Here is a 22,338-nt window from a genome sequence, read left to right on the forward strand (position 1 = left end):
CATACATAAAAATCATTTAAATAATATTAGCATGTATTTAACTAAAGAAGGAAAAGCGGAAATTTTCGCTCAACACGGAGGAAAAGCAGAAAACACAGGATCTGCAGAAGGGCAAATCGCTTTGTTCTCATTCAGAATCAACCACTTGACTGAACACTTAAAAAAAAATCGTCACGATTATAACACAGAGCGTTCACTTGTGAAATTAGTAGGTAAAAGAAGATCTTTACTTGATTACTTGAAAAAGAAAGAAATCAACAGATATCGTGAAATTATCAAAGTATTGGGTATCAGAAAATAGTCAATATAAGAAAGAGGTGCGCAAGTACCTCTTTTTTTATTTTAGAGTTTAAAAATTTATTTTAAATTCTACCACTGCTATTCATTAGCAACATTAAAAAAAAGTTTGGTTTTTCATTGGGTTTTAGGCATTAACTACGCAACAACAACACAACTAAAACTCCATGTTTAACTTATAAATTAAATTTATGATTCCACAATTATTTGTAGAAAGTATCGATTTAGGTGATGGCAGAAGCATCACAATCGAGACAGGACGCTTAGCTAAACAAGCTGATGGTTCTGTAGTAGTAAGAATTGGAAAAACTGTAATTTTAGGTACAGTTGTTTCCGCAAGAAAAGCAAGTCCAGGTATCGACTTTTTACCTTTAACGGTAGATTATCGTGAAAAATTTGCTGCAGCAGGTCGTTTTCCAGGAGGTTTCTTTAAAAGAGAAGCACGTCCAAGCGACAGCGAAGTTTTAACAATGCGTTTAGTAGACCGTGTTTTGCGTCCACTTTTCCCATCTGATTATCATGCAGAAGTTCAGGTTATGATTCAGTTAATGTCTCATGATGACGAAGTTATGCCAGATGCACTAGCAGGTTTAGCAGCTTCGGCAGCTCTTGCTTTGTCTGACATTCCTTTTGAAACTTTAATTTCTGAAGCTAGAGTAGGTAGAATTGACGGTAAATTCATCATCAATCCATCTCGTGCACAATTAGAATTATCAGACATTGATATGATGATTGGAGCTTCAAAAGATTCTATCGCAATGGTAGAAGGTGAAATGAAAGAAATTTCAGAAGCAGAAATGGTGGAAGCCATTAAATTTGCTCACGAACATATTAAAGTACAAATCGATGCTCAAGAAAGATTGGCAGCAGCATTTGGAAAAAAAGAAGTTCGTACTTACGAAAAAGAAAAATCAGATGATGCTATTTACGCTAAAGTAAAAGCAGCAGCTTATGATAAAATTTACGCTATTGCAAGCAAAGGTTCGGCTAAACACGAACGTTCAGCTGCATTTGACGCTGTAAAAGAAGAAGTAAAAGCATTATTTACTGAAGAAGAATTGGCAGAAAACGGAGATTTAGTTTCTAAATATTTCTACAAAACCAATAAAGAAGCAGTTCGTAATGTAACTTTAGATTTAGGAACACGTCTTGATGGAAGAAAAACTACTGAAATTCGTCCTATCTGGTCTGAAGTAGATTATTTGCCATCTGTTCACGGTTCAGCATTGTTTACACGTGGAGAAACTCAAGCATTGGCAACTGCAACTTTAGGAACTTCTAGAGAGGCTAACCAAATTGACTCACCATCTGAACAAGGAGAAGAAAAATTCTATTTACACTATAATTTCCCACCATTTTCAACAGGAGAAGCTCGTCCGTTAAGAGGAACTTCAAGAAGAGAAGTTGGTCACGGAAATTTGGCTCAAAGAGCATTGAAAAACATGATTCCTGCTGAAAATCCTTATACCATCAGAGTTGTTTCTGAAGTATTAGAATCAAATGGTTCATCTTCAATGGCTACTGTTTGTGCTGGAACATTAGCATTAATGGATGCGGGTATCCAAATGATACGTCCTGTTTCTGGAATTGCAATGGGATTGATTACTGACGGAGATCGTTTTGCGGTTTTATCTGATATTTTAGGTGACGAAGATCACTTAGGAGATATGGATTTCAAAGTAACTGGAACTTCTGAAGGAATTACAGCTTGTCAAATGGACATCAAAATTGACGGATTGAAATATGAAATCATGGAGCAAGCCTTGGCTCAAGCTCGTGACGGACGTTTACATATCTTAGGTAAAATATTAGAAACGCTTGACAAACCTAATACAGATGTTAAAGCACACTCTCCTAAAATTATCACTAGAACTATTCCTGGTGCTTTTATTGGAGCATTAATTGGACCTGGTGGAAAAGTAATTCAAGAATTACAAAAAGCTACTGGAACAACTATCGTAATCAACGAAGTAGACGAACAAGGAGTTATCGAAATCTTAGGAACTGACCCTGCTGGAATTGAAGCAGTATTGGCTAAAATTAAGTCAATCACTTTCAAACCACAAATGGGAGAAGCTTATGAAGTGAAAGTAATTAAAATGTTAGATTTTGGTGCTGTAGTAGAATATACTGCTGCTCCAGGAAATGAAGTTTTATTACACGTATCTGAATTAGCTTGGGAACGTACTGAAAACGTAACCGATGTAGTGAATATGGGTGATGTATTTGAAGTGAAATACTTAGGAGTTGATCCAAAAACCAGAAAAGAGAAAGTGTCAAGAAAAGCACTTATCGCACGCCCTCCACGTGAGGCTAAACAAGAGTAATCAGATCTTAGTTTACTAAAGGTTTATTATAAAAAATCCCGTTTCAAATAAATGAAACGGGATTTTTGTTTTTCAATAACTTTTTTTAGAAGCAGAACGATTGTTTTTTTTTAGGAAATTTAGAAAAACTATGCTTAGTACTGAATGAGATTGCTTCGTTCCTCGCAATAAAAAATTACGGTTTTTTTTAAATATTCATTCCAAATTGTCATTGCATTGCTATTGACATTGTCATTGAAATTATTTTTGCAGCAATTCTAAAATTTTATTTTCTACAGCAGCACTATTCCAAATCGTTTCTATGTTATCTGTTTTTAAAACTTCTTCCATAATCGTGTTTTGAAAGTCGCCAATAGCCAAAGCTTCCACATAAGGACGATCGCTGAAAGTTACTCTACTGTACAACGGAATCCATTTATCGGGATGTTTTTCTGAAAACCATTTTTCAATTTTCTTTTGTAACAAAAATTTATCGTCAGCCGTTTTAGAACTCATTTCCATAAAGTTTCGATATGAAAGTTCGGCAATAGCATCCGCATTGGGTTTACGTGATTTTTGATATTCCGAAAAAATACGCTCCCAATCTTCGCCATACTCTAAAATCATTTCATAAAGCACCGTTATATCCTCAAAACCAGCATTCATTCCTTGTCCGTAAAACGGAACAATGGCGTGACAAGCATCGCCTATCAAAGCCACTTTATCTTCATAAGTCCAAGGAAAACATTTCATTGTTACCAAAGTACTGGTAGGATTTTTAAAGAAATCTTCCGCTAAATTTGGAATTACCTCTATAGAATCTGGAAAGTTTTTTTCGAAGAAAACTTCTACTTCTTTTCTGTCTTTTAATGAAGCAAATGAATTTTCTCCTTCAAAAGGCATAAATAAAGTGCAGGTAAAACTGCCGTCCAGATTAGGCAAAGCAATTAACATGTATTCGCCTCGCGGCCAAATATGAAAAGAATACTTATCTAATTTATGAGAACCATCCGCATTAGCAGGAATATTTAATTCCTTGTATCCAAGATTCAAAAATTCCTGAGAATAATTAAACATACTCTGGCGTTGCATGCGATGACGAATTCTTGAAAAAGCACCATCAGCACCAAAAACCATATCGTATTTTAGCTCTTCCCACTCTCCTCTTTCGGTTTCTCCAATATGTAAAGTCGCAGTTGACAAAGTAACATCCCAAATCTTCTGTTCGAAGAAAAATTCGGCACCCGCTTGCTCAGCAAGATCAATCATTTTCCTATTTAAAGTTCCTCTGGAAATCGAATAAATAGATTCTCCTTCTTGCCCGTAATTTTGAAACTTTAGACTATCCACAAGATGAATCGCTCGTTTGTCCATTGGAATGGCAATTTCTCTAACAGCATCGCCTACTCCAACACCATCCAATGCTTTCCAACCACGGTTTGACATTGCTAAATTAATAGAACGACCCGAAAATTCTATTTTCCTAATATCCGGACTTCTATCATAAATATGAACCGTGTGTCCTGCTTTTTTTAAGTAAATAGCCAATAGCGAACCTACTAATCCAGAACCGACTACCGCTATTTTTTTGGGAGTTTGCATTTTTGTTTTATAAAAAGTTAGGCAAAATTACTGATTTATTATTTGAACAGCGCCCAATAGCCTCAGTTTTTACTTGAACTTCAGCGCTTTTTTGTTGTACAATTACTATTTCCATCACATTTTGAACTTTCGAAAATGCACAAATACTCTAACTCAAAATTTTGTTGCCTATTTTGTTTTGATACTAAAATATCAAAAATAAGTCGAGATCTCAAAACCCGATATGATATTTATCAGTTTTTAAGCCAATGCTTTTTACAAACTTTGCACTAATTATAATGAATGTATAAAATGACAAAAAATCCTAACTCCTTACATAGCTTCCATATTCCAGTGATGGGATTAGCGTACACTATAGACAGTCCTATTCGTGTGGCGCACTATGGAATTTCTTCGGTAATTTCGATTGCCGATGATGAATTGATTGAGAAAATGAATGCTTTTTATCATCAAAAATTCAATCTTCCATATCAGGAAATATCTCAAAAAGTATCCGATTACAGAGCCAAACGCATTACGTCTTATTTGAATTTAGTGGACAAAATTGTAAAGGAAAAATTTGAAAATTTTAAAAGTGAATTAGTCGAAAGCAGAGAAGCTGTAGAAAACTATATTGCTATGTTGCCCAACAAATCCGAAATCAAAAAAGGACTACAATCCTTTATTGACGAAGGATTCCATTGGAAAGAAAACATCAAAAGTTATGTTGAAAAACATTTATCAGCTGGTGCAATTGATGTCAACATTATGACCAAATTAGACAAAGATAATTTCGAAAATAACCAACAATTGCCTGTTATTTTTAATGATGCCCACGCCGCACTTCGAGGTTTTGCTAATAGTACTGTGAATTCGTCTCTTGTACTTTCGGCGGGAATGAATCCGAGATTGTACAGCTATTTTGAAAATTTCGATGCTTTTTTTCCTGATGAAAACAACCATTTAAAAAAGAAAATTACCTTAAAAGTAAGCGACTTTCGTTCGGCAATGATACAAGGAAATTTTTTAGCCAAAAAAGGACTTTGGGTTTCGGAATACCGCATCGAATCGGGATTAAATTGTGGTGGACATGCTTTTGCTACTGAAGGTCTTTTATTAGGCCCGATAATGGAAGAATTCAAACAAAAGAAAGAACAACTTGTTCAATCGGCTCATGAATTAATGGTGAAAGCTTTAGAACAAAAAGGAAAATTAATTCCAGAACAACCATTAGATTTAAAAATTACGGTTCAAGGCGGAGTAGGAACTTCAGAAGAGCATGAATTTTTATTGGATTATTACCAAGCCGATTCTGTAGGCTGGGGAACTCCTTTTTTATTGGTTCCAGAAGCCACTTCGGTAGACCAAGTCACTCGTGATTTATTGATTAATGCTAAAGAAAAGGATTTGTATTTAAGTCATATTTCTCCTTTGGGAGTCCCTTTTAATACTTTGAGAGGAACTACAAACGAAATAATAAAACAAAAACGAATTCAGGAAAGCAAAGCGGGAAGTTCTTGTCCTAAAAAATTCTTAGCATTAAACAAAGATGCTCAAGGCAATGGAATTTGTACCGCTTCAAAAAAATACCAAGATGGAAAACTGGAAGAATTAGAAGCCAATAAAAATAATTTTTCGATAGAAATTTTTGAAAGAGCAAAACAAAGCATTACCGAAAAATCATGTCTTTGTGTTGGTTTAGCCAATGCTTCTTATTTGGAAAATAATATCAAAATAAAAGGACAAGATCAAGGAGTAGTGATCTGCCCTGGACCTAATATGGCTTATTTTGATCAAGAAGTTTCGCTTTCTAAAATGGTTCAGCATATTTATGGAAATACCTCAGTATTGAGAAATACGAATCGTCCTCATTTTTTTGTAAAAGAACTAAAAATGTATATCGACTATTTGAAAAATGACATTCAAGCCATTAGCCATGAAATAAATAATGCTAAAACTAAAAAACTAGAATCTTTTAAGAGCAATCTTTTAGAAGGAATCGCATATTATCAAAATTTGTTCGCCAGTGTTCCTGATTTTGAAACAATCAAAAAAGAAGTCATTAGCCAATTCGAAAACCATAAAAATGAATTACAATCTATTGAAATCCCCAAATTAGAAATAGCTTAACCTAAAAAAAAGCCACGAATTCACGAATAAATACAAATCATTCGTGAATTCGTGGCTAAAAATTTTATTTATTTCTCTAAAATTCCTCTTTTTAATATTTGCCCAAAATTGTACATATCTTCAAAAGAACAATATAAAGGAACTGGCGCAAGACGAATTACATTAGGTTCTCTCCAATCAGTAATTACGCCATTTTTCATTAAATAATCAAATAAACTACGCCCTTCACCATGCAAAAAAACGGATAATTGACTGGCTCTTTCAGCTGGGTTTGAAGGTGTAATAATTTCAAAACTGCTACTTACTTCCTTGTCAATTTCGCCAAGAATAAATGTTAAATAAGCTGTAATTCGGTCTCTTTTTTCAATCAACGCATCCATTCCTATTTCGGCAAACATTTCTACCGAAGCCAAATAAGGAGCTAAAGACAAAACGGGTAAATTACTAATTTGCCAACCGTCGGCACCTTGAATAGGATCAAAAGCAGGTTCCATTTTAAAACGACGTTCTTTATTATGCCCCCACCAACCCGCAAATCTTGGTAACGCTGTGTTATGATGCTTTTCGTGAACAAAACAACCGGAAGCATTTCCAGGTCCTGAATTCATGTATTTATAACTGCACCAGGCAGCAAAATCTACATTCCAATCGTGTAATTCTAATTTAATATTTCCTGCTGCATGCGCTAAATCCCAACCCACATAAGATCCTACTTGATGTCCTGCAGCGGTAATGGTTTTCATATCAAAAACCTGTCCTGTGTAATAATTCACACCGCCAATTAAAACCAAAGCCAATTCGTCTCCTACTTCGTTAATTTTGGCAATAACATCTTCCGTTCGAATATTGTGTTCACCTTCGCGTCGTTTGACCTCAACGATTACTTCTTCGGGTTTTAGACCGTGAAAATCGACCTGACTTTGAAACATATATTGATCCGAAGGAAAGGCTTTTTCTTCGCAAATAATCTTAAATCTGGATTTTGTAGGTCGGTAAAAAGAAACCATCAATAAATGAAGATTCACCGTAAGCGTATTCATTACCGTAACTTCAAGCGGTTTAGCACCTACAATTTTACTCAATGGTTCTGCAAAACGTTCCTGATAATCCCACCATGGTTTTTCGGCATAAAAATGACCTTCAACCGCAAGATTTGCCCAATCGTTCATGATTTCGTCAATATAGGCTTTGGTACGTTTTGGCTGTAAGCCTAATGAATTTCCAGTAAAATAAATAACATCTTTATCATTCACTTTTGGAAAATAAAATTCGTCTCTATAGTGATGTAAAGTATCCTGCGAATCTAATTGTTGGGCGAAAGCTCTGGTGTTTTCGAAAATCATAATGTAGTTTGCATTTTGTTTTGTAAAAGTAATTAAAAAAGAAAAAACTAAATCATAAAGGATTCCTTGAAAAACAAAAATGCAGTTAAATTATTACATTGTAATTTCTTATTGATTATATTTGATTGAATCTAAAATATTTGGTCATGGTTAAAAACAACATCAATGTCATTATTATTGCAATTGCGATGGTAACATCGGCTTACTTATTTTCGAATGCGTTTCAAAATCGAAATAAAAGTGCCGATACCATAAGCGTAACGGGTTTAGGAAAAACCGATTTTGTTTCTGATTTAATTGTATGGAATGGTTCTTTTTCTCGAAAAAGCAGCACTTTAAAAGAAGCTTATGCCTCATTAGATGCCGATAGAGATAAAATTAAAAGTTACTTGTCCAGCAAAGGAATTTCTTCAAATGAAATTGTCTTTTCGGCAGTCAATTTCAATAAAGACTATGAGACTACATACAACGAAAATGGAACGTTGAGACAAAATCTATTTACAGGATTTACCTTAACCCAAAGCGTGAGCATACAATCTAAAGAGGTTAATAAAATTGAAGAACTATCCAGACAATCTAGTGAATTAATCAATTCTGGTATCGAATTTTACTCTAGTGCACCGGAATATTATTATACAAAATTGGCTGAATTAAAAATAAAAATGATTGCCGAAGCTACAAAAGATGCTAGTACCAGAGCCAAAAGCATTGCCGAAAATGCGGATGCTGATTTAGGAAATTTAAAAAAATCAGATATGGGTGTTTTCCAGATTATTGGTCAAAATTCATCTGAAGATTATTCTTACGGTGGTTCTTTCAACACCCAATCTAAAAACAAAACGGCTACTATTACTGTAAAACTGGTATATCAAGTAGATTAATTTGGTTCTGATATTTACAGAAAAATACGCTCTAATTATTTTTTACCGCAAAGAACGCAAAGATTTTCATCTAAGAATGTACTTCTAAAAGCACAAAGTTCGCAAAGCTAAGACAATACAAAGCTTTGAGAACTTTGGCTTTTTATAAAAGCTAAGGATAAAAAACTTAGCGTTCTCTGAGGTATTTTTTTTCTAACTCGACATTTTTTGTGTTCATCCAGATTCGCCACGGCGAACATGCCACTAAACAAAAAAACTCGCCATTGCTGACGAGTTTTTTTTATTGAATTAACCTTTAACAGTAAATAATTAGATAATTAACATTGCATCACCATAAGAATAGAATTTATACTTTTCTTTGATGGCTTCTTCGTATGCTTTTTTCATTAAATCGTGTCCACAAAATGCTGAAATCATCATCAATAAAGTTGATTTTGGAGTATGAAAGTTAGTAATCATACAAGTTGCTACGCTAAAATCATGTGGAGGAAAGATAAACTTATTAGTCCATCCTTCAAATGGATTTAAGGTGTTATGTGAAGAAACTGAACTTTCAATAGCACGCATAGAAGTAGTTCCTACAGCACAAATACGTTTTCTTTTTACTTTAGCTTCATTAACAATATCACAAGCTTCCTGAGTAATTTTTAATTCTTCAGAATCCATTTTATGCTTAGACAAATCTTCTACCTCAACTGGATTAAAAGTTCCTAAACCTACGTGAAGCGTTACTTCGGCAAAGTTTACTCCTTTTATTTCTAATTTTTTTAATAAATGCTTAGAGAAGTGCAGTCCTGCAGTTGGTGCTGCAACAGCTCCTTCTTCTTTAGCATAAATCGTTTGGTAACGCTCAGCATCTTCTGGTGTAACCTCTCTATTGATGTATTTAGGAATTGGAGTTTCTCCAAGTTCAGTCAATTTATTTCTAAATTCTTCGTAAGAACCATCGTAAAGAAAACGCAACGTTCTACCACGAGAAGTAGTGTTATCAATAACCTCAGCCACTAATGAATCGTCATCACCAAAATATAATTTATTCCCGATTCTGATTTTACGAGCTGGATCTACTAAAACATCCCAAAGACGTTGTTCAGCATTTAATTCTCTCAACAAAAATACTTCGATTCTTGCTCCAGTTTTTTCTTTATTTCCGTATAAACGAGCAGGAAAAACTTTGGTATTATTCAAAATCATTACATCTCCATCGTCAAAATAATCGATAACATCTTTGAACATTTTGTGTTCGATAGTTTGTTTTTTACGATCAATAACCATTAAACGAGCTTCATCTCTATTCTCTGCAGGAAATTCTGCAAGAAGTTCTTTAGGTAAATCAAATTGAAAATGTGATAATTTCATTCTAAAAAGTTATAAGTTATGAGTTATAAGACCTAAGTTTTGATCCTTAGTATTATAATCGGGTGCAAATATACGATTGTGAGATAGGCGTTGTCAAGTGTTTTGCTGTTTAATTTGAAATTAAAACAACAAAACCTCAAAGTGTCAATGTTTTAAGGACGTAACCAAAAGTTCTAACCTACTAAATCGGAGACTTTATAGCCTAATTTCTCCATATCATCCCAAAAATCAGGATAAGATTTAGAAACTACATCGGCATTTTCGATAATTATTGGCACTTTTAATGCTAATGGAGCAAAAGCCATCGCCATTCGGTGATCATTATACGTTCCGATTTTTATATTCGAATTAATCTCTGAAGTAGCCACAAGAGTCAGACTATCATTTGTTACAGAAATATTCGCACCTAGTTTACTTAATTCAATTCTTAAGGCTTCTAATCGGTCTGTTTCTTTAATTTTCAACGTATGAAGACCTGTAAGATGACAACCAATTCCTAAACCAAGACAAGTAACCACAATGGTTTGAGCAATATCTGGCGTATTATTCAAATCGAAAGTCACATCGTTGTTTTTGAACTTTTTAGTTTTAGTCAAAGTGATGGTACCGTCGTTAAACTGAGTTTCTACACCCATTTCTTTATAAATAGAAACTAAAGCTGAATCGCCTTGTAAACTAGATTGTTTGTAACTGGTTAATGAAATACTAGCTTCATCAGACAAAGCTGCTAAACTAAAAAAGTAAGAAGCCGAACTCCAGTCAGATTCCACCGTCATTACTTTCGATTCCACTTCATGCTTTGGCAAAACCTTAATTATATTTCCTTCAAAACTAGTTTGGATATCCAAATCATTTAGCAAAGCCAAAGTCATTTTGATATAAGGAATAGAGGTGATTTCTCCTTCTAATGTCAATTCGATACCACTTTCTAATTTTGGAGCCACTAACAATAAAGCCGAAATATACTGACTACTTACATTAGCAGCCATCGTTACTTTAGATTGCGTGATTTTTTGTCCTTTAATTTTTATTGGCGGATATCCTTCTTCTTTCAGAAAAGAAATATCAGCTCCTAATTGACGTAAAGCTTCTACTAAAATTTTCACAGGACGCTCTTGCATACGGCTAGAACCTGTTAACACCACTTCGCGACCTTCTTTTACAGCAAAATAAGCCGTAAGAAAACGCATTGCTGTTCCTGCGTGATGAATATCTACCACTTCTTCATTTCCACTCAATGCCATCTGCATTACTTCGCTGTCATCAGAATTTGAAGTATTAGCCAAAGTTATATTAGGGAACAACGCTTTTAACAACAACAATCTATTGGTTTCACTTTTAGATCCTGTAACTGCTATTTTAGCATTTAGCTTAGAATTGGTAGCTTGTAGAAGTAAATTCATTTTTTAAATTATTAGTTATGAATTGTAAACTATCAGTTATTGTCGATGACTTTTAATACCAATAATTTGAGGGCGCAATTTACCACTCGCAATTCACAATTCATAATTCAGAACTGATAATTATTTCAATTTTTCATTGTTTTTGTGACGGTCTTTATCACGAACGGATTTTAAATCCATTTTTTTATCGAAGGCGGCTTGTAAATCGATTCCAGTTTGGTTTGCTAAACATAAAACCACAAAAACTACATCGGCAAGTTCTTCTCCTAAATCTTTATTTTTATCACTTTCTTTTTCTGATTGTTCTCCATAACGACGTGCAATAATTCGGGCTACCTCGCCTACTTCTTCAGTAAGCTGAGCCATATTAGTCAATTCATTAAAATAACGAACACCGTGTTCTTTTATCCAGGTATCTACGTCTAATTGAGCGTTTTTTAGATTCATGTTTCTTTGTGTTTTTTTAATCTTTATTTTTTAAACCCTACTAGGGTTAGGTTGGGTTTGATTATTTTTCTATTTTTAAATTAGTAATTTCTTTTAAATCTTGTTGCTGATTATGATACTCCAAAAAATCCTCTTTGTTTCCAAATAAGTTTAAAACTTCCTCTCGCTTCAAGCGCGTGGGTTTATCCGAAATAATAGTTTCATAAGATGACCAAGGATACAAACTCATTTGTTTTACAAAACCATGCTGCACTGGATTATTATGAATGTAAAAAATCAATTGTTGAAAATAGCGCTCCGAAGATATTAATTTCCTTTCAAAAACATTCTCAAATAAACAGCCTGTTCTATTATGCCGCTTGTTGATTGCTTGGGTATAAGCATTAAACAAATGCGAAAACTGTCTTGAAGGATCAATCCCTTTTGGTTTTTCAGTAGTTGTATAAGTTAACTCGTTTTCATCTACTTCAACTTTTTCTTTGATTCGCACTAAGATATGAAAATGATTTTTAAGTAAACACCAAGCATAGGTTTCGGCAACAGGCTCAATATATTTAGCATACAATCGAAGAAAATGATAATAGCTGTCGTTATCCAAAAAAACATCAATACCATTATTGCCTCTATTATAGATGTGATAGTAATTTCCGTAAAGAATGGGATCTTTTACTTCCATGTTTTTCTAATTTATACTCTAACCCTATCAGGGTTTAAAACCCTGATAGGGTTAGAATTAAAACATCAACTATCTTTTTTAAGCAAGTCCATCATCACACGATACAGCTCATCAGAATCAAAAGGTTTAGAGATATATTGATCAACACCAACCGCTTTACAGGCATCTGTAACCGAAGCGGTTACTACTGCTGATAAGGCAATAATAGGAATGTTTTTCTTAGCGTGATTTCTTAAACTACGAATAGCAGAAGTAGCTTCGTAGCCGTTCATTACAGGCATCATCAAGTCCATTAAAACCAAATCAAAATCTTCCTGAACAACGGCATCAACAGCCAATTTTCCATTAGCTACGGCCACACAATCCATATCAAATTTTGACAATACTTTTTGGACCAAAATTTGATTGATACGATTATCCTCAGCTAACAATACTCTAATTCTTCTGTCTTTATTAACTGGATCTGGAGTATTTTGTTCTTTATCGAGTAATGATTTGGAAACAGAAAAATAATAATCATTCTTAGGAAAAGGAAGTACTACACTAAACTTAGTTCCAACACCTTCTTCACTTTTTACCTGAATATCACCTTTCATAATATCAACAATCTTCTTGATAATAGTCAGTCCTAAACCTGTGCCTGAAACATCTTCAAGTTGTGCAAAAGGGACGAAAATTTTTGGTAATTTATCCGCAGGAATTCCTATTCCAGAATCTCTTACAGTAATTTTGACAATATAAAAATCATCTTCTTCGTCTTGAAATTTAATTTTTAATCTAATTTTACCTTTTGCTGGCGTAAATTTGATCGAATTACTAATTAAATTAAATAAGATTTGGGTAATTCTAACCGAATCGCCATTTAAAACAGTGGGTAATTCTTTATCAATAGAAATCTTAAAATCTATTTCTTTTTGCTGGGCTTTTATCGCAAATGTCTCGTGCACCAATCGGGTTAATTGATTCAAATTAAATGGTTTGTTCAAAAAATCAACTTGTTTTGATTCCATTTTAGCAAGATCTAAGATATCATTAATAATTACTAGCAAAATATCTCCTGACATTTTGATGTATTCTAATTGACTCTTTTGTTCGGCATTTAATGGAGTACTATCTAGCAGTAAGCTTGTAAATCCTAAAACACCATTAAGTGGCGTCCGGATTTCGTGACTCACATTAGACAAGAAATGGTCTCTTGACAAGGCTAATTGTTCTGAACGTTCTTTTTCGTCCACTAATTTTTCGTTGATAGTTTCCACTAATTTTTTGGAAACCATTGCCGCTTTCAACTCTTCGATATAAGTATTGAAACCCATACAAAAAACGTCTAATTCGTCATGTGCTTCTGAAATTGGCAAATAATTAAAAAAATCTCCTGCAAAACAATTGGATATATGTTCTACAATTATGGCAGTTCTTCTCTTTTTTGATTCAATTTTTTCGGCTAAAAACATTAATTCTTCATAAACATCATCTAAACTATCTCCACGAGTAAGCTGCTCCTGAAACTCATCTTCGTTTATGGAGCGTACTAGGGCTAATATTTTTTCTAGTTTAGACATCGTATTTTATATTGAATTTCGTGAATTATTAAGCCGTTTTGCTCTTTAACGGAAAAGTAAAACAATTATTACGAATAAGGGAGTAAATATAAGAAATATCTTTTAAAAGATATAGTTATCAATATTATTAAATAAAAAAAATTACATCACAATTTTTCCATATTTACTTTAACAGCTAATAACCAATCAATTGCTTTGTCTGCATCAGCAAAAACTTGAAAAGGCATAATCGGTTTTTTTAATTTTAAATAAGAATTAAAAATAAATTTTGTGATATGAGAATTTACCAAAACAGCAACAGCATGCAAATAATCTTGTCCATATTGATCGGCATAATCGCGAGCTTCTTTAGTCATATTCTTCACATTTCTTAAATCATACAACCAATATTGTTTTTCTCCTCGAGAAATTTCTTCCCTTATCTTAATTACTTCTTTGATATTTGTGAGATCTAATTCAGTATTTTTTTCGAATTTCGACATTAAAATATCATTTTCAAACCAAAATTCAATACATTGTTTCTTAATAGTATTTTCTTTCATACTCTTATTACTCTTAATCAAATATTGAAATTAAATGAATTAAAGTTGTTCCTTTTTTTTCTTTATTTCATTTAGCCAATTAACCGCATCACTTTTTTGAACAAACCCTTTTAATGGAATAACAGGTTTTTTCAATATCATAAAAGTATTCAGAGTAAATTTTGCAATATGAGAATTGAATACTGCCGCACATGCATATAAATATTCCTGACCATATATTTCGGCATAATCACGCGCTTCTTTATCATAAGATTCGATTCCTTTAAAATCATAACACCAATATTGTTTCTCACCATCCGATATCTCAGTTCGTAAGTCAATTAATATCTTTATATTTTCGATATTAACAATGGTTGGTTTTTTAAATTGAGAATATAGAATACCACCTTCTATCCAAAATTTAATAAAATCATTCTCTACTTCTTTCATATTCAATATGTATTTTTTTCTCTTAATTATTCGATTATATATTTGAATAGGATTCAATTAATTCTAAGTTATAGGTTTCGTCAACTTTTAGATAAGCCCATACAGGAACTGTCAAAGCTAAATATTTTTGCTTTTCAAAATCAGCCGTCAAGCCTAAATAAGTTGTTTTTTTGTTTAAATCATTTCCTCTTTTCACCATTTGGAACATGGCTTGTTTATAAATCTGATGTGTTTCAATATAATTATAATCTAATCCAACAATTATAGGACAGTAATGATCATCCCCTATACAGCCATAAACAACAGCAACAACATGATTATTTTCTTTTAGACTAATTTCAATAAATTCCCACTCGTCATATTTAGATAGAACTTTAGCAATCTTTTTAGGATATTGAAAAAAGTTGAATGCGTAATTGTTCTTTTTAACGTTTTCAAATAAATCAAAATATTGAATTGCCTCCTCATCTGTTATTTGATTTTTGATTTTAACATCAAACTTCTCCAAATGTCTAATTGCATATTGCTTAATATTATCTCGTTTTTTCTTAGACTTTATCAATGCCATCAAATCATTAGTAGTTTCCCACTTAGGATTCTTGATAATATTAGTATTCGGCATTCGCATTTTAGCATAACCTTCATCTTCTATGATTTGGCTTAAAACATGACCTTCATCAAAATCTCTAAAAATTACCGCTGTCGCCTCAATATCTTTTTTTACTTTCGAAACAAAATCAAATAAATGATTGACTGATTTTCTCCATTCAGAATGTTCAATATCTAGATAAATAAAATCCCCTTCACAAAAAAGTGATCCCATTGCTAAGGTTTTTGAACATAGATAATAAGGATCGTTCTGGCGTATTTCTTCTATTTGTTTTGAAACATTTTCTTGCGCTACTATATCGTCTTTATAAATTGCTCCAGTAAAAAATGTAGCTAAAACTAATTTACCATTTTTGTCTTTAATTATAATATAATGAAAACTCCAATTCTCTTCTGGTTTATCATTATTAGAAAATATTTCTTCCATAGCTTGCATTCCTGAATGGCTAATATTTCCTCTATCCTTAAACATTAAATCCCAATCTGTAGCATTTATATCCTGAATCGTTGTATATTCTTCAACAACTAAGTTCAAATTATTTATTGGTTCAATCTGTAAATTATTTTCATTTTTTGGCAAATGGAATCCAAATTCCGTGTACACTCTCTCAACATTATCGCCTTCTTCTTCGATAGCTTTAGGTAAATGATACGCCATGGCATCCGTCAGTAAATCTATATCCGATTTTGTATTGTGGCGGGTCAATGTAAATCGCAAACCCGATTTATCATTAGGAACCACCGGAAATGTAGCAGTATTTACATAAATTCCTTCTTGTAAAATGCGATGTACAAAATTACGCGTTACCTTATTTAACCCACTTCCAATAAAATAAATAGGTGAATCTGGTGAAGAAATATTGGTGAGATTTTTTTCTTTCAATTTCCCATCCATATAACTCATTAATTCTTTTAATTCAGATTGATAAGTATAAATATCATTAGATAAATGAATTTTTGCAGAAGCAATTGCTGCTCCAACATTGGCTGGAGATAATGGGTGAGAATAACTTAACGGGCCTCCAAAAACGTCTGTTCTTCGATACATTTCTGAATCTGCAAAAATGGCTGTTCCTCCCACACAACCAAAACCTTTAGCAAGTGTTGATATTAAAACAATGCGTTCATTCACTCCTAATCGGTCGTAAATATATCCTGCTCCATTTTTTCCATCCCAACTCATTCCATGTGCGTCATCAAAATACAAATGTAGTTTTGGGTATTTATCCAATAATTTTTTCAAAATAACAGTATCAGGTAAATCGCCATGCATCGAATACACACCGTCTGCCATATACCAAATACGGTTGTATTTATTGTAGTTTTCACGAATCATTTCCTCTAACATTTCATAATTAGAGTGTTTTACCATTTTAACCTCAGTCCCTTGCAATTTCATGTTTTTACAAGGAAATTGCACGCTAAAATGTACTTGTTGATCGAGTATTATTAAATCGTTTGATTTGATAATAGTAGCAATAACCGAAATATGCGCATTTGAAGTTGAAGTATAACAAATAACTTTGTTTCCATCAAATACTTGGGACATTAATTCCTCCAATTCCTGTATATATGTAGGACGAATGTATGCTCTGGACATCGATAATTGTGTTCCAAATTTTTTAGTCAATTCCATGGAATTAGCTATTAAATCTGGATGCGTTTCTAAGCCTAAATAGCCACAAGTTCCAAAATTTATTAAATCTCTGCCTTTAATGGTAAATTTTTCTCCATTAAAACTTTGTTCTTCAGAATTAATATGCATAATTCCTTTTTCTTTGGCAGAAGTCCAAACATTATCTACAACATCTAAGTAATTATTATGATTTATTTTTGCCAAAATTCAGAATTTATTGAGGAATTAAAACATACCGGAATCAATGCTAGCAGTATGCTCAAATTTAGAAAATAAAACAGAATAAAAAAATGGGCAAACATGTATACTTGTAGAAATAAAATAGTATTACAAAATACTATTCTTTGTTTTTGCTATCCATCAAGATGGTTACAGGCCCATCATTAAGCAAACTGACTTTCATATCAGCACCAAATTCACCAGTTTGAACTTTTTTGCCAATTTCTAATTGTAGTTTTTGAACAAAATTTTCATACAGTGGAATAGCAATTTCAGGTTTGGATGCTTTTATGTATGAAGGTCTATTTCCTTTTTTAGTGCCAGCATGAAGTGTAAACTGACTCACTACAATTATATCACCATCAATATCTTGAACGGATAGATTCATAACATTATTTTCATCACCAAAAATGCGAATTTTAGCAATTTTAGCAACTAACCAATCAATGTCTTCTTGTGTATCGGCGTCTTCAATACCTACAAGAATTAACAAACCTTTTTCGATTGAAGCGACAATTTTATTTTCGATAGTAACAGAAGCTTCGGTAACTCTTTGAATAACAACCCTCAAAATAATGGTGAATTATTAATTATAAATGATTAATTAGCTTCTTAGTTCATCACTTTGTTTTCGATCGTCGTCGTAAATATCAGTGCGATAATGTTCGTCATCTCCTTCCAAGATTTTTAAATAACTATTGTATCGAGACCATGCGATTTCATCATTTTCCAAAGCCGTTTTTACTGCACATTTAGGTTCTTCTTTATGTAGGCAGTTATTGAATTTACACTGGTCTTTTAATTTAAAAAATTCTGGGAAATAACTACTAATTTCCTCTTTTTCCATATCTACAATTCCAAAACCCTTGATACCTGGAGTATCAATTATTCGGGCACCAAAAGACAAATCATACATTTCGGCAAAAGTAGTGGTATGTTGCCCTTGTTTACTAGCTTCAGAAATTTGTTTTGTTTTTAGGTCTAAAGTGGGCTCTAATGCATTCACTAAAGTGGATTTTCCTACTCCAGAATGTCCAGAAAACATACTTACCTTATCAATCATTAGCTCTCTTAATTCATCAACCCCTTTCTTCTCAGTTGAAGAAACACGTAGACATTTATATCCAATATTTTGATATACATGTTGCATATACAACTGTTCATCAAGGGTAGCCTCATTAAAAGTGTCAATTTTATTAAAAACTAAAACAGTTTCAATTCCGTATGCCTCAGCAGTAACTAAAAATCGGTCGATAAAATTAAAAGTCGTGGGTGGATTATTTACTGTGATTAACAAAAACACACAGTCAATATTAGCTGCTATAATGTGCATTTGATGTGACAAATTCACTGATTTCCGAACAATATAATTCTTCCTTTCATGAATATTATGAATAGTCCCCGTAACAACATCTGAGGATTCATCCAATTCATAATCTACCACATCGCCCACAGCAATAGGATTGGTGCTTTTTATACCTTTAATGCGAAACTTCCCTTTCATACGGCATTCCATAAAATCACCTTGTTCTGATTTTACGGTGTACCAACTCCCTGTAGATTTATAAACGATTCCTGTCATACTGCAAAGATAATTTTTTGTTTAAAGTTTTTGACCATTCGTTAAAAATAAAAAATCCCTTCAACTTTTTAAAGTCAAAGGGATTCTCAATTATTTCAGAAATCAATTATCCGTTGATAATTTTTTCTTGGTGCTCAATGCTTTCTTGGTGAATGTCTTTGAATAATTTTACAATAAACTCTTCTGACAATCCTTTTTTACCACCTTCAGCAATCATTTTCTCTTGGATTTCATTCCAACGATTATTTTGCAAAACAGCTACATTGTTTTCTTTTTTCACCTGACCAATTTCGTCAGCTACTTTCATTCTTTTTCCTAAAAGCTCTAATAAATTAGCATCTAAAACGTCGATATTAGCTCTTAATTTTGACATTTTTTGAGTAAAATCAGCAGTATCTCCGCTTACTTTTCTAATTTTCAAGTCTTTCAAGATCTGTTTCAACGCGTCTGGTGTAACTTGTTGAGCAGCATCAGACCAAGCATTATCTGGATCAATATGCGTTTCGATAATCATACCATCATAGTTCAAATCTAAAGCTTCCTGAGTTACTTCAAGAATCATATTACGATTTCCTGTAATGTGAGATGGATCGATGATTAATGGTAAATCAGGGAATTTATTTTGCAATTCGATAGCAATTTGCCATTCTGGAATGTTTCTGTATTTAGTTTTCTCATAAGTAGAAAAACCTCTATGGATTACTCCTAAATTCTTGATACCAGCCATGTGTAAACGCTCTACACCACCTAACCATAAAGCCATATCTGGATTTACTGGGTTTTTAACTAATACAATTTTATCAGTTCCAGCCAATGTATCAGCAATTTCCTGAACTGCAAATGGATTAGCTGTTGTACGAGCTCCAACCCATAATACATCGATATCATATTCTAAAGCTAATTTACAGTGAGCAGCTGTAGCAACCTCAGTTCCCATCAACAATCCTGTTTCTTCTTTAGCTTTTTTCAACCATTTCAATCCTATTTCTCCAATTCCTTCAAATCCTCCCGGACGAGTTCTTGGTTTCCAAATTCCTGCTCTAAATACGCTTACATCAGAATTTTTCAATTCGTGAGCAATTTTTAATACTTGCTCTTCAGTTTCAGCACTACAAGGTCCTGCTATCACAAATGGATGATTCAATTTGAAAGCATCCAACCAATTTCTCATTTCTTTTGTGTTTTCCATCTTTTTAGTTATTTATTCTTTTAATTATGTGTTGTTATTATTCTTCTATTTTACTTTATTTTTTAACGCTTATTCCGTTTAGTATTTCTCTGATTTTATTCACACTCGCCATTTCTTCATAAATTGCATTGTAATCATCCTGTACTAATAAATCTCTAAACTGAGTCAGATTCGAAATATATTCTTCTAATGATTCTAAAACCTGTGCTTTATTCTGTTCAAAAATAGGCGTCCACATGGCTGGCGAACTCTTAGCCAAACGCACCGTACTTTCAAAACCTGAACCTGCCATATCAAAAATATCCTGCTCGTGTTTTTCTTTATTAATCACTGTTTTTCCTAACATAAACGAACTAATGTGCGATAAATGCGAAACATAAGCAATGTGTTTATCATGCGATTTTGGATCCATATAACGAATACGCATTCCCAAAGCTTTAAACACCTCTAAGGCTTTTTCCTGTAATTTGAAAGCCGTTTTTTCTACCTCGCAAATGATATTTGTTTTATCTCTAAACAAATTTCTCAAAGCTGCCGAAGGTCCCGAAAATTCCGTTCCAGCAATAGGATGAGTCGCAATAAAATTTCTTCTTTTAGGATGATTCGCTACCGCTTTACAAATTGGGTTCTTAGTCGAACCTACTTCTAAAACAATGGCGTTTTCTCCAACTAAATCCAATACCTGAGGCAACAAACTAATAGCAACATTTACAGGAACCGATACAATTACAAAATCTGCTTCCTGCAAATCTTCCATTGTAGCTGCAACATCAATAACTCCTAACTCTAGTGCTTGCTGCAAATGTTTTTCGTTATTGTCTATTCCGTAAATAGTAGCTTCCGGATAAAGTGCTTTGATGTCTAAAACCATCGAACCACCTATTAATCCTATACCTATTACAAATACTTTCATTTTGTTAAAATCTATCTATTGCTTCCTGTACTTTTTCTTCCTTTACACATAATGCAAATCGAATATATCCTTCTCCATTTGAACCGAAAATAGTTCCCGGCGCAATAAAAATATATTTTTCATGCAAAATCTGATCGATGAACTTTTCTGCTGATTCAATTCCTTCAGGCAATTTTGCCCAAACAAATAATCCTACTCCTGCTGCATAAACTGTACAACCTAACTTTTCAGCTAATTGCTCTGTTAAAACGCGGCGTCTTTTATATATTTCATTCATGGAATCAAACCATGACTGATCACTTTTTAATGCTTCGATAGCTCCTTTTTGGATTCCAAAAAACATTCCGCTATCCATATTACTTTTTACTCTTAAAACAGCATCGATAAGCTCAGCATTTCCTGAAACCATTCCTACTCGCCATCCCGCCATATTAAAAGTCTTACTCAATGAGTTCAACTCCAAAGCCACATCTTTAGCTCCTTCCACCTGCAACAAACTCATCGGATTGTCATTCAAAACAAAACTGTATGGATTGTCATTTACTAACAGGATATTATTTCTTTTAGCAAAAACGACCAACTTTTCAAACAAGTCTAAACTTCCTCTTGCTCCTGTTGGCATGTGCGGATAACCTATCCACATTAGCTTCACTTTCGATAAATCTAATTTTTCTAAAGCTTCAAAATCAGGTTCCCAATTATTAGCTTCTGCCAAATCATAATAAACCGCTTCTGCTCCTACTAAATTAGTCACCGAAGTATAGGTTGGATATCCTGGATTAGGAATTAAAACCTGATCTTCTTCGTTCAAAAATGCCAACGAAATGTGCATGATTCCTTCTTTCGAACCCATCAAAGGTAAAATTTCGGTATTTGGATTTAATTCTACCTGAAAATTATTCTTGTAGAAATTAGCCATACTACTTCTCAATTCTGGCAAACCTTGATAACTTTGATATCCATGCGCATTTTCATCTTGAATAGCCAATGCAACTGCATCAAGAACAGCTTTAGACGGTGCCAAATCTGGGCTTCCAATTCCCATATTGATAATTGGTTTTCCTTCTGACGCCAATTGTCTCACTTCTCTCAATTTAGATGAAAAGTAGTATTCCTCAACTGTATTTAATCTATTTGCTGTTGTAATCATGATTAACATTCTCTTTATAGAGTTTTCTATCTTATTTCCTTGTCATTCTTAGCGAAGTCTAAAAAAACTTCTAACTACTAACTT

General features: G+C 33.2%; 19 protein-coding genes. 4 read left to right on the forward strand and 15 right to left on the reverse strand.

Annotated elements, in window-relative coordinates; genetic code table 11:
* The first annotated feature begins 31 nt into the window (after window positions 1-31).
* Entirely contained in the window at window positions 32-301 is a 270-nt protein-coding gene (rpsO, locus tag AAGV33_RS00790) for a 30S ribosomal protein S15 (protein WP_373389999.1), read from the forward strand.
* A 187-nt stretch (window positions 302-488) separates the two neighbouring features.
* Window positions 489-2,624 carry a polyribonucleotide nucleotidyltransferase gene (locus AAGV33_RS00795; protein WP_373390000.1) on the forward strand — a complete coding sequence of 712 codons (2,136 nt, stop codon included), beginning with the start codon at window positions 489-491 and terminating at the stop codon, window positions 2,622-2,624.
* A gap of 240 nt (window positions 2,625-2,864) precedes the next feature.
* Here the strand turns inward: AAGV33_RS00795 and AAGV33_RS00800 are convergent, their stop codons facing one another.
* Window positions 2,865-4,205, reverse strand: a complete 1,341-nt coding sequence (locus tag AAGV33_RS00800; RefSeq protein WP_373390001.1) for an FAD-dependent oxidoreductase — start codon at window positions 4,203-4,205, stop codon at window positions 2,865-2,867.
* Window positions 4,206-4,496: 291 nt separating this feature from the next.
* Here AAGV33_RS00800 and AAGV33_RS00805 point away from each other — a divergent pair, with 291 nt between their 5' ends.
* Window positions 4,497-6,314: a hypothetical protein gene (locus AAGV33_RS00805; protein ID WP_373390002.1), complete on the forward strand. Its 1,818-nt coding sequence runs from the start codon at window positions 4,497-4,499 to the stop codon at window positions 6,312-6,314.
* 68 nt (window positions 6,315-6,382) lie between these two features.
* On the opposite strand, the gene kynU is transcribed toward AAGV33_RS00805, so the two are convergent.
* Window positions 6,383-7,657 (reverse strand): kynureninase, encoded by a 1,275-nt coding sequence (kynU, locus tag AAGV33_RS00810; protein ID WP_373390003.1) that lies wholly within the window; start codon window positions 7,655-7,657, stop codon window positions 6,383-6,385.
* 146 nt (window positions 7,658-7,803) lie between these two features.
* Between kynU and AAGV33_RS00815 the strand changes: the two genes are divergently transcribed.
* Window positions 7,804-8,538, forward strand: a complete 735-nt coding sequence (locus tag AAGV33_RS00815) for an SIMPL domain-containing protein (protein ID WP_373390004.1) — start codon at window positions 7,804-7,806, stop codon at window positions 8,536-8,538.
* Window positions 8,539-8,847: 309 nt separating this feature from the next.
* Here AAGV33_RS00815 and queA read toward each other — a convergent pair whose 3' ends face one another.
* The 13 genes from queA to AAGV33_RS00880 all read right to left on the reverse strand — a co-directional run bounded on the left by queA (window position 8,848) and on the right by AAGV33_RS00880 (window position 22,254).
* A complete protein-coding gene (gene queA / locus AAGV33_RS00820; RefSeq protein WP_373390005.1) occupies window positions 8,848-9,897 on the reverse strand; it encodes a tRNA preQ1(34) S-adenosylmethionine ribosyltransferase-isomerase QueA in 1,050 nt (349 codons plus the stop codon).
* 173 nt (window positions 9,898-10,070) lie between these two features.
* Window positions 10,071-11,300 carry a 3-phosphoshikimate 1-carboxyvinyltransferase gene (gene aroA, locus AAGV33_RS00825; protein WP_373390006.1) on the reverse strand — a complete coding sequence of 410 codons (1,230 nt, stop codon included), beginning with the start codon at window positions 11,298-11,300 and terminating at the stop codon, window positions 10,071-10,073.
* 120 nt (window positions 11,301-11,420) lie between these two features.
* A complete protein-coding gene (locus tag AAGV33_RS00830) occupies window positions 11,421-11,747 on the reverse strand; it encodes a nucleotide pyrophosphohydrolase (protein ID WP_035661076.1) in 327 nt (108 codons plus the stop codon).
* Window positions 11,748-11,808: 61 nt separating this feature from the next.
* Window positions 11,809-12,423 carry a transposase gene (locus AAGV33_RS00835; RefSeq protein ID WP_373390007.1) on the reverse strand — a complete coding sequence of 205 codons (615 nt, stop codon included), beginning with the start codon at window positions 12,421-12,423 and terminating at the stop codon, window positions 11,809-11,811.
* Window positions 12,424-12,488: 65 nt separating this feature from the next.
* A complete protein-coding gene (locus AAGV33_RS00840) occupies window positions 12,489-13,985 on the reverse strand; it encodes an ATP-binding protein (protein WP_373390008.1) in 1,497 nt (498 codons plus the stop codon).
* Window positions 13,986-14,131: 146 nt separating this feature from the next.
* Window positions 14,132-14,527, reverse strand: a complete 396-nt coding sequence (locus AAGV33_RS00845) for a DUF7793 family protein (RefSeq protein ID WP_373390009.1) — start codon at window positions 14,525-14,527, stop codon at window positions 14,132-14,134.
* 39 nt (window positions 14,528-14,566) lie between these two features.
* Window positions 14,567-14,956 carry a DUF7793 family protein gene (locus AAGV33_RS00850; protein WP_373390010.1) on the reverse strand — a complete coding sequence of 130 codons (390 nt, stop codon included), beginning with the start codon at window positions 14,954-14,956 and terminating at the stop codon, window positions 14,567-14,569.
* 34 nt (window positions 14,957-14,990) lie between these two features.
* Window positions 14,991-17,405 carry an aminotransferase class I/II-fold pyridoxal phosphate-dependent enzyme gene (locus AAGV33_RS00855; RefSeq protein ID WP_373390011.1) on the reverse strand — a complete coding sequence of 805 codons (2,415 nt, stop codon included), beginning with the start codon at window positions 17,403-17,405 and terminating at the stop codon, window positions 14,991-14,993.
* Between the two features lie 133 nt (window positions 17,406-17,538).
* A complete protein-coding gene (gene dtd / locus AAGV33_RS00860) occupies window positions 17,539-17,991 on the reverse strand; it encodes a D-aminoacyl-tRNA deacylase (protein WP_373390012.1) in 453 nt (150 codons plus the stop codon).
* Window positions 17,992-18,024: 33 nt separating this feature from the next.
* Window positions 18,025-19,002: a ribosome small subunit-dependent GTPase A gene (gene rsgA / locus AAGV33_RS00865; protein ID WP_373390013.1), complete on the reverse strand. Its 978-nt coding sequence runs from the start codon at window positions 19,000-19,002 to the stop codon at window positions 18,025-18,027.
* A 106-nt stretch (window positions 19,003-19,108) separates the two neighbouring features.
* On the reverse strand, window positions 19,109-20,191 hold the full coding sequence (locus AAGV33_RS00870) for a chorismate mutase (protein WP_373390014.1): 1,083 nt from the start codon (window positions 20,189-20,191) through the stop codon (window positions 19,109-19,111).
* Window positions 20,192-20,246: 55 nt separating this feature from the next.
* Entirely contained in the window at window positions 20,247-21,104 is an 858-nt protein-coding gene (locus tag AAGV33_RS00875) for a prephenate dehydrogenase (RefSeq protein ID WP_373390015.1), read from the reverse strand.
* 4 nt (window positions 21,105-21,108) lie between these two features.
* Entirely contained in the window at window positions 21,109-22,254 is a 1,146-nt protein-coding gene (locus AAGV33_RS00880; RefSeq protein WP_373390016.1) for a pyridoxal phosphate-dependent aminotransferase, read from the reverse strand.
* Window positions 22,255-22,338 lie beyond the last annotated feature (84 nt).

It is taken from the genome of Flavobacterium magnesitis (assembly GCF_041729735.1).
GTDB lineage: Bacteria > Bacteroidota > Bacteroidia > Flavobacteriales > Flavobacteriaceae > Flavobacterium > Flavobacterium magnesitis.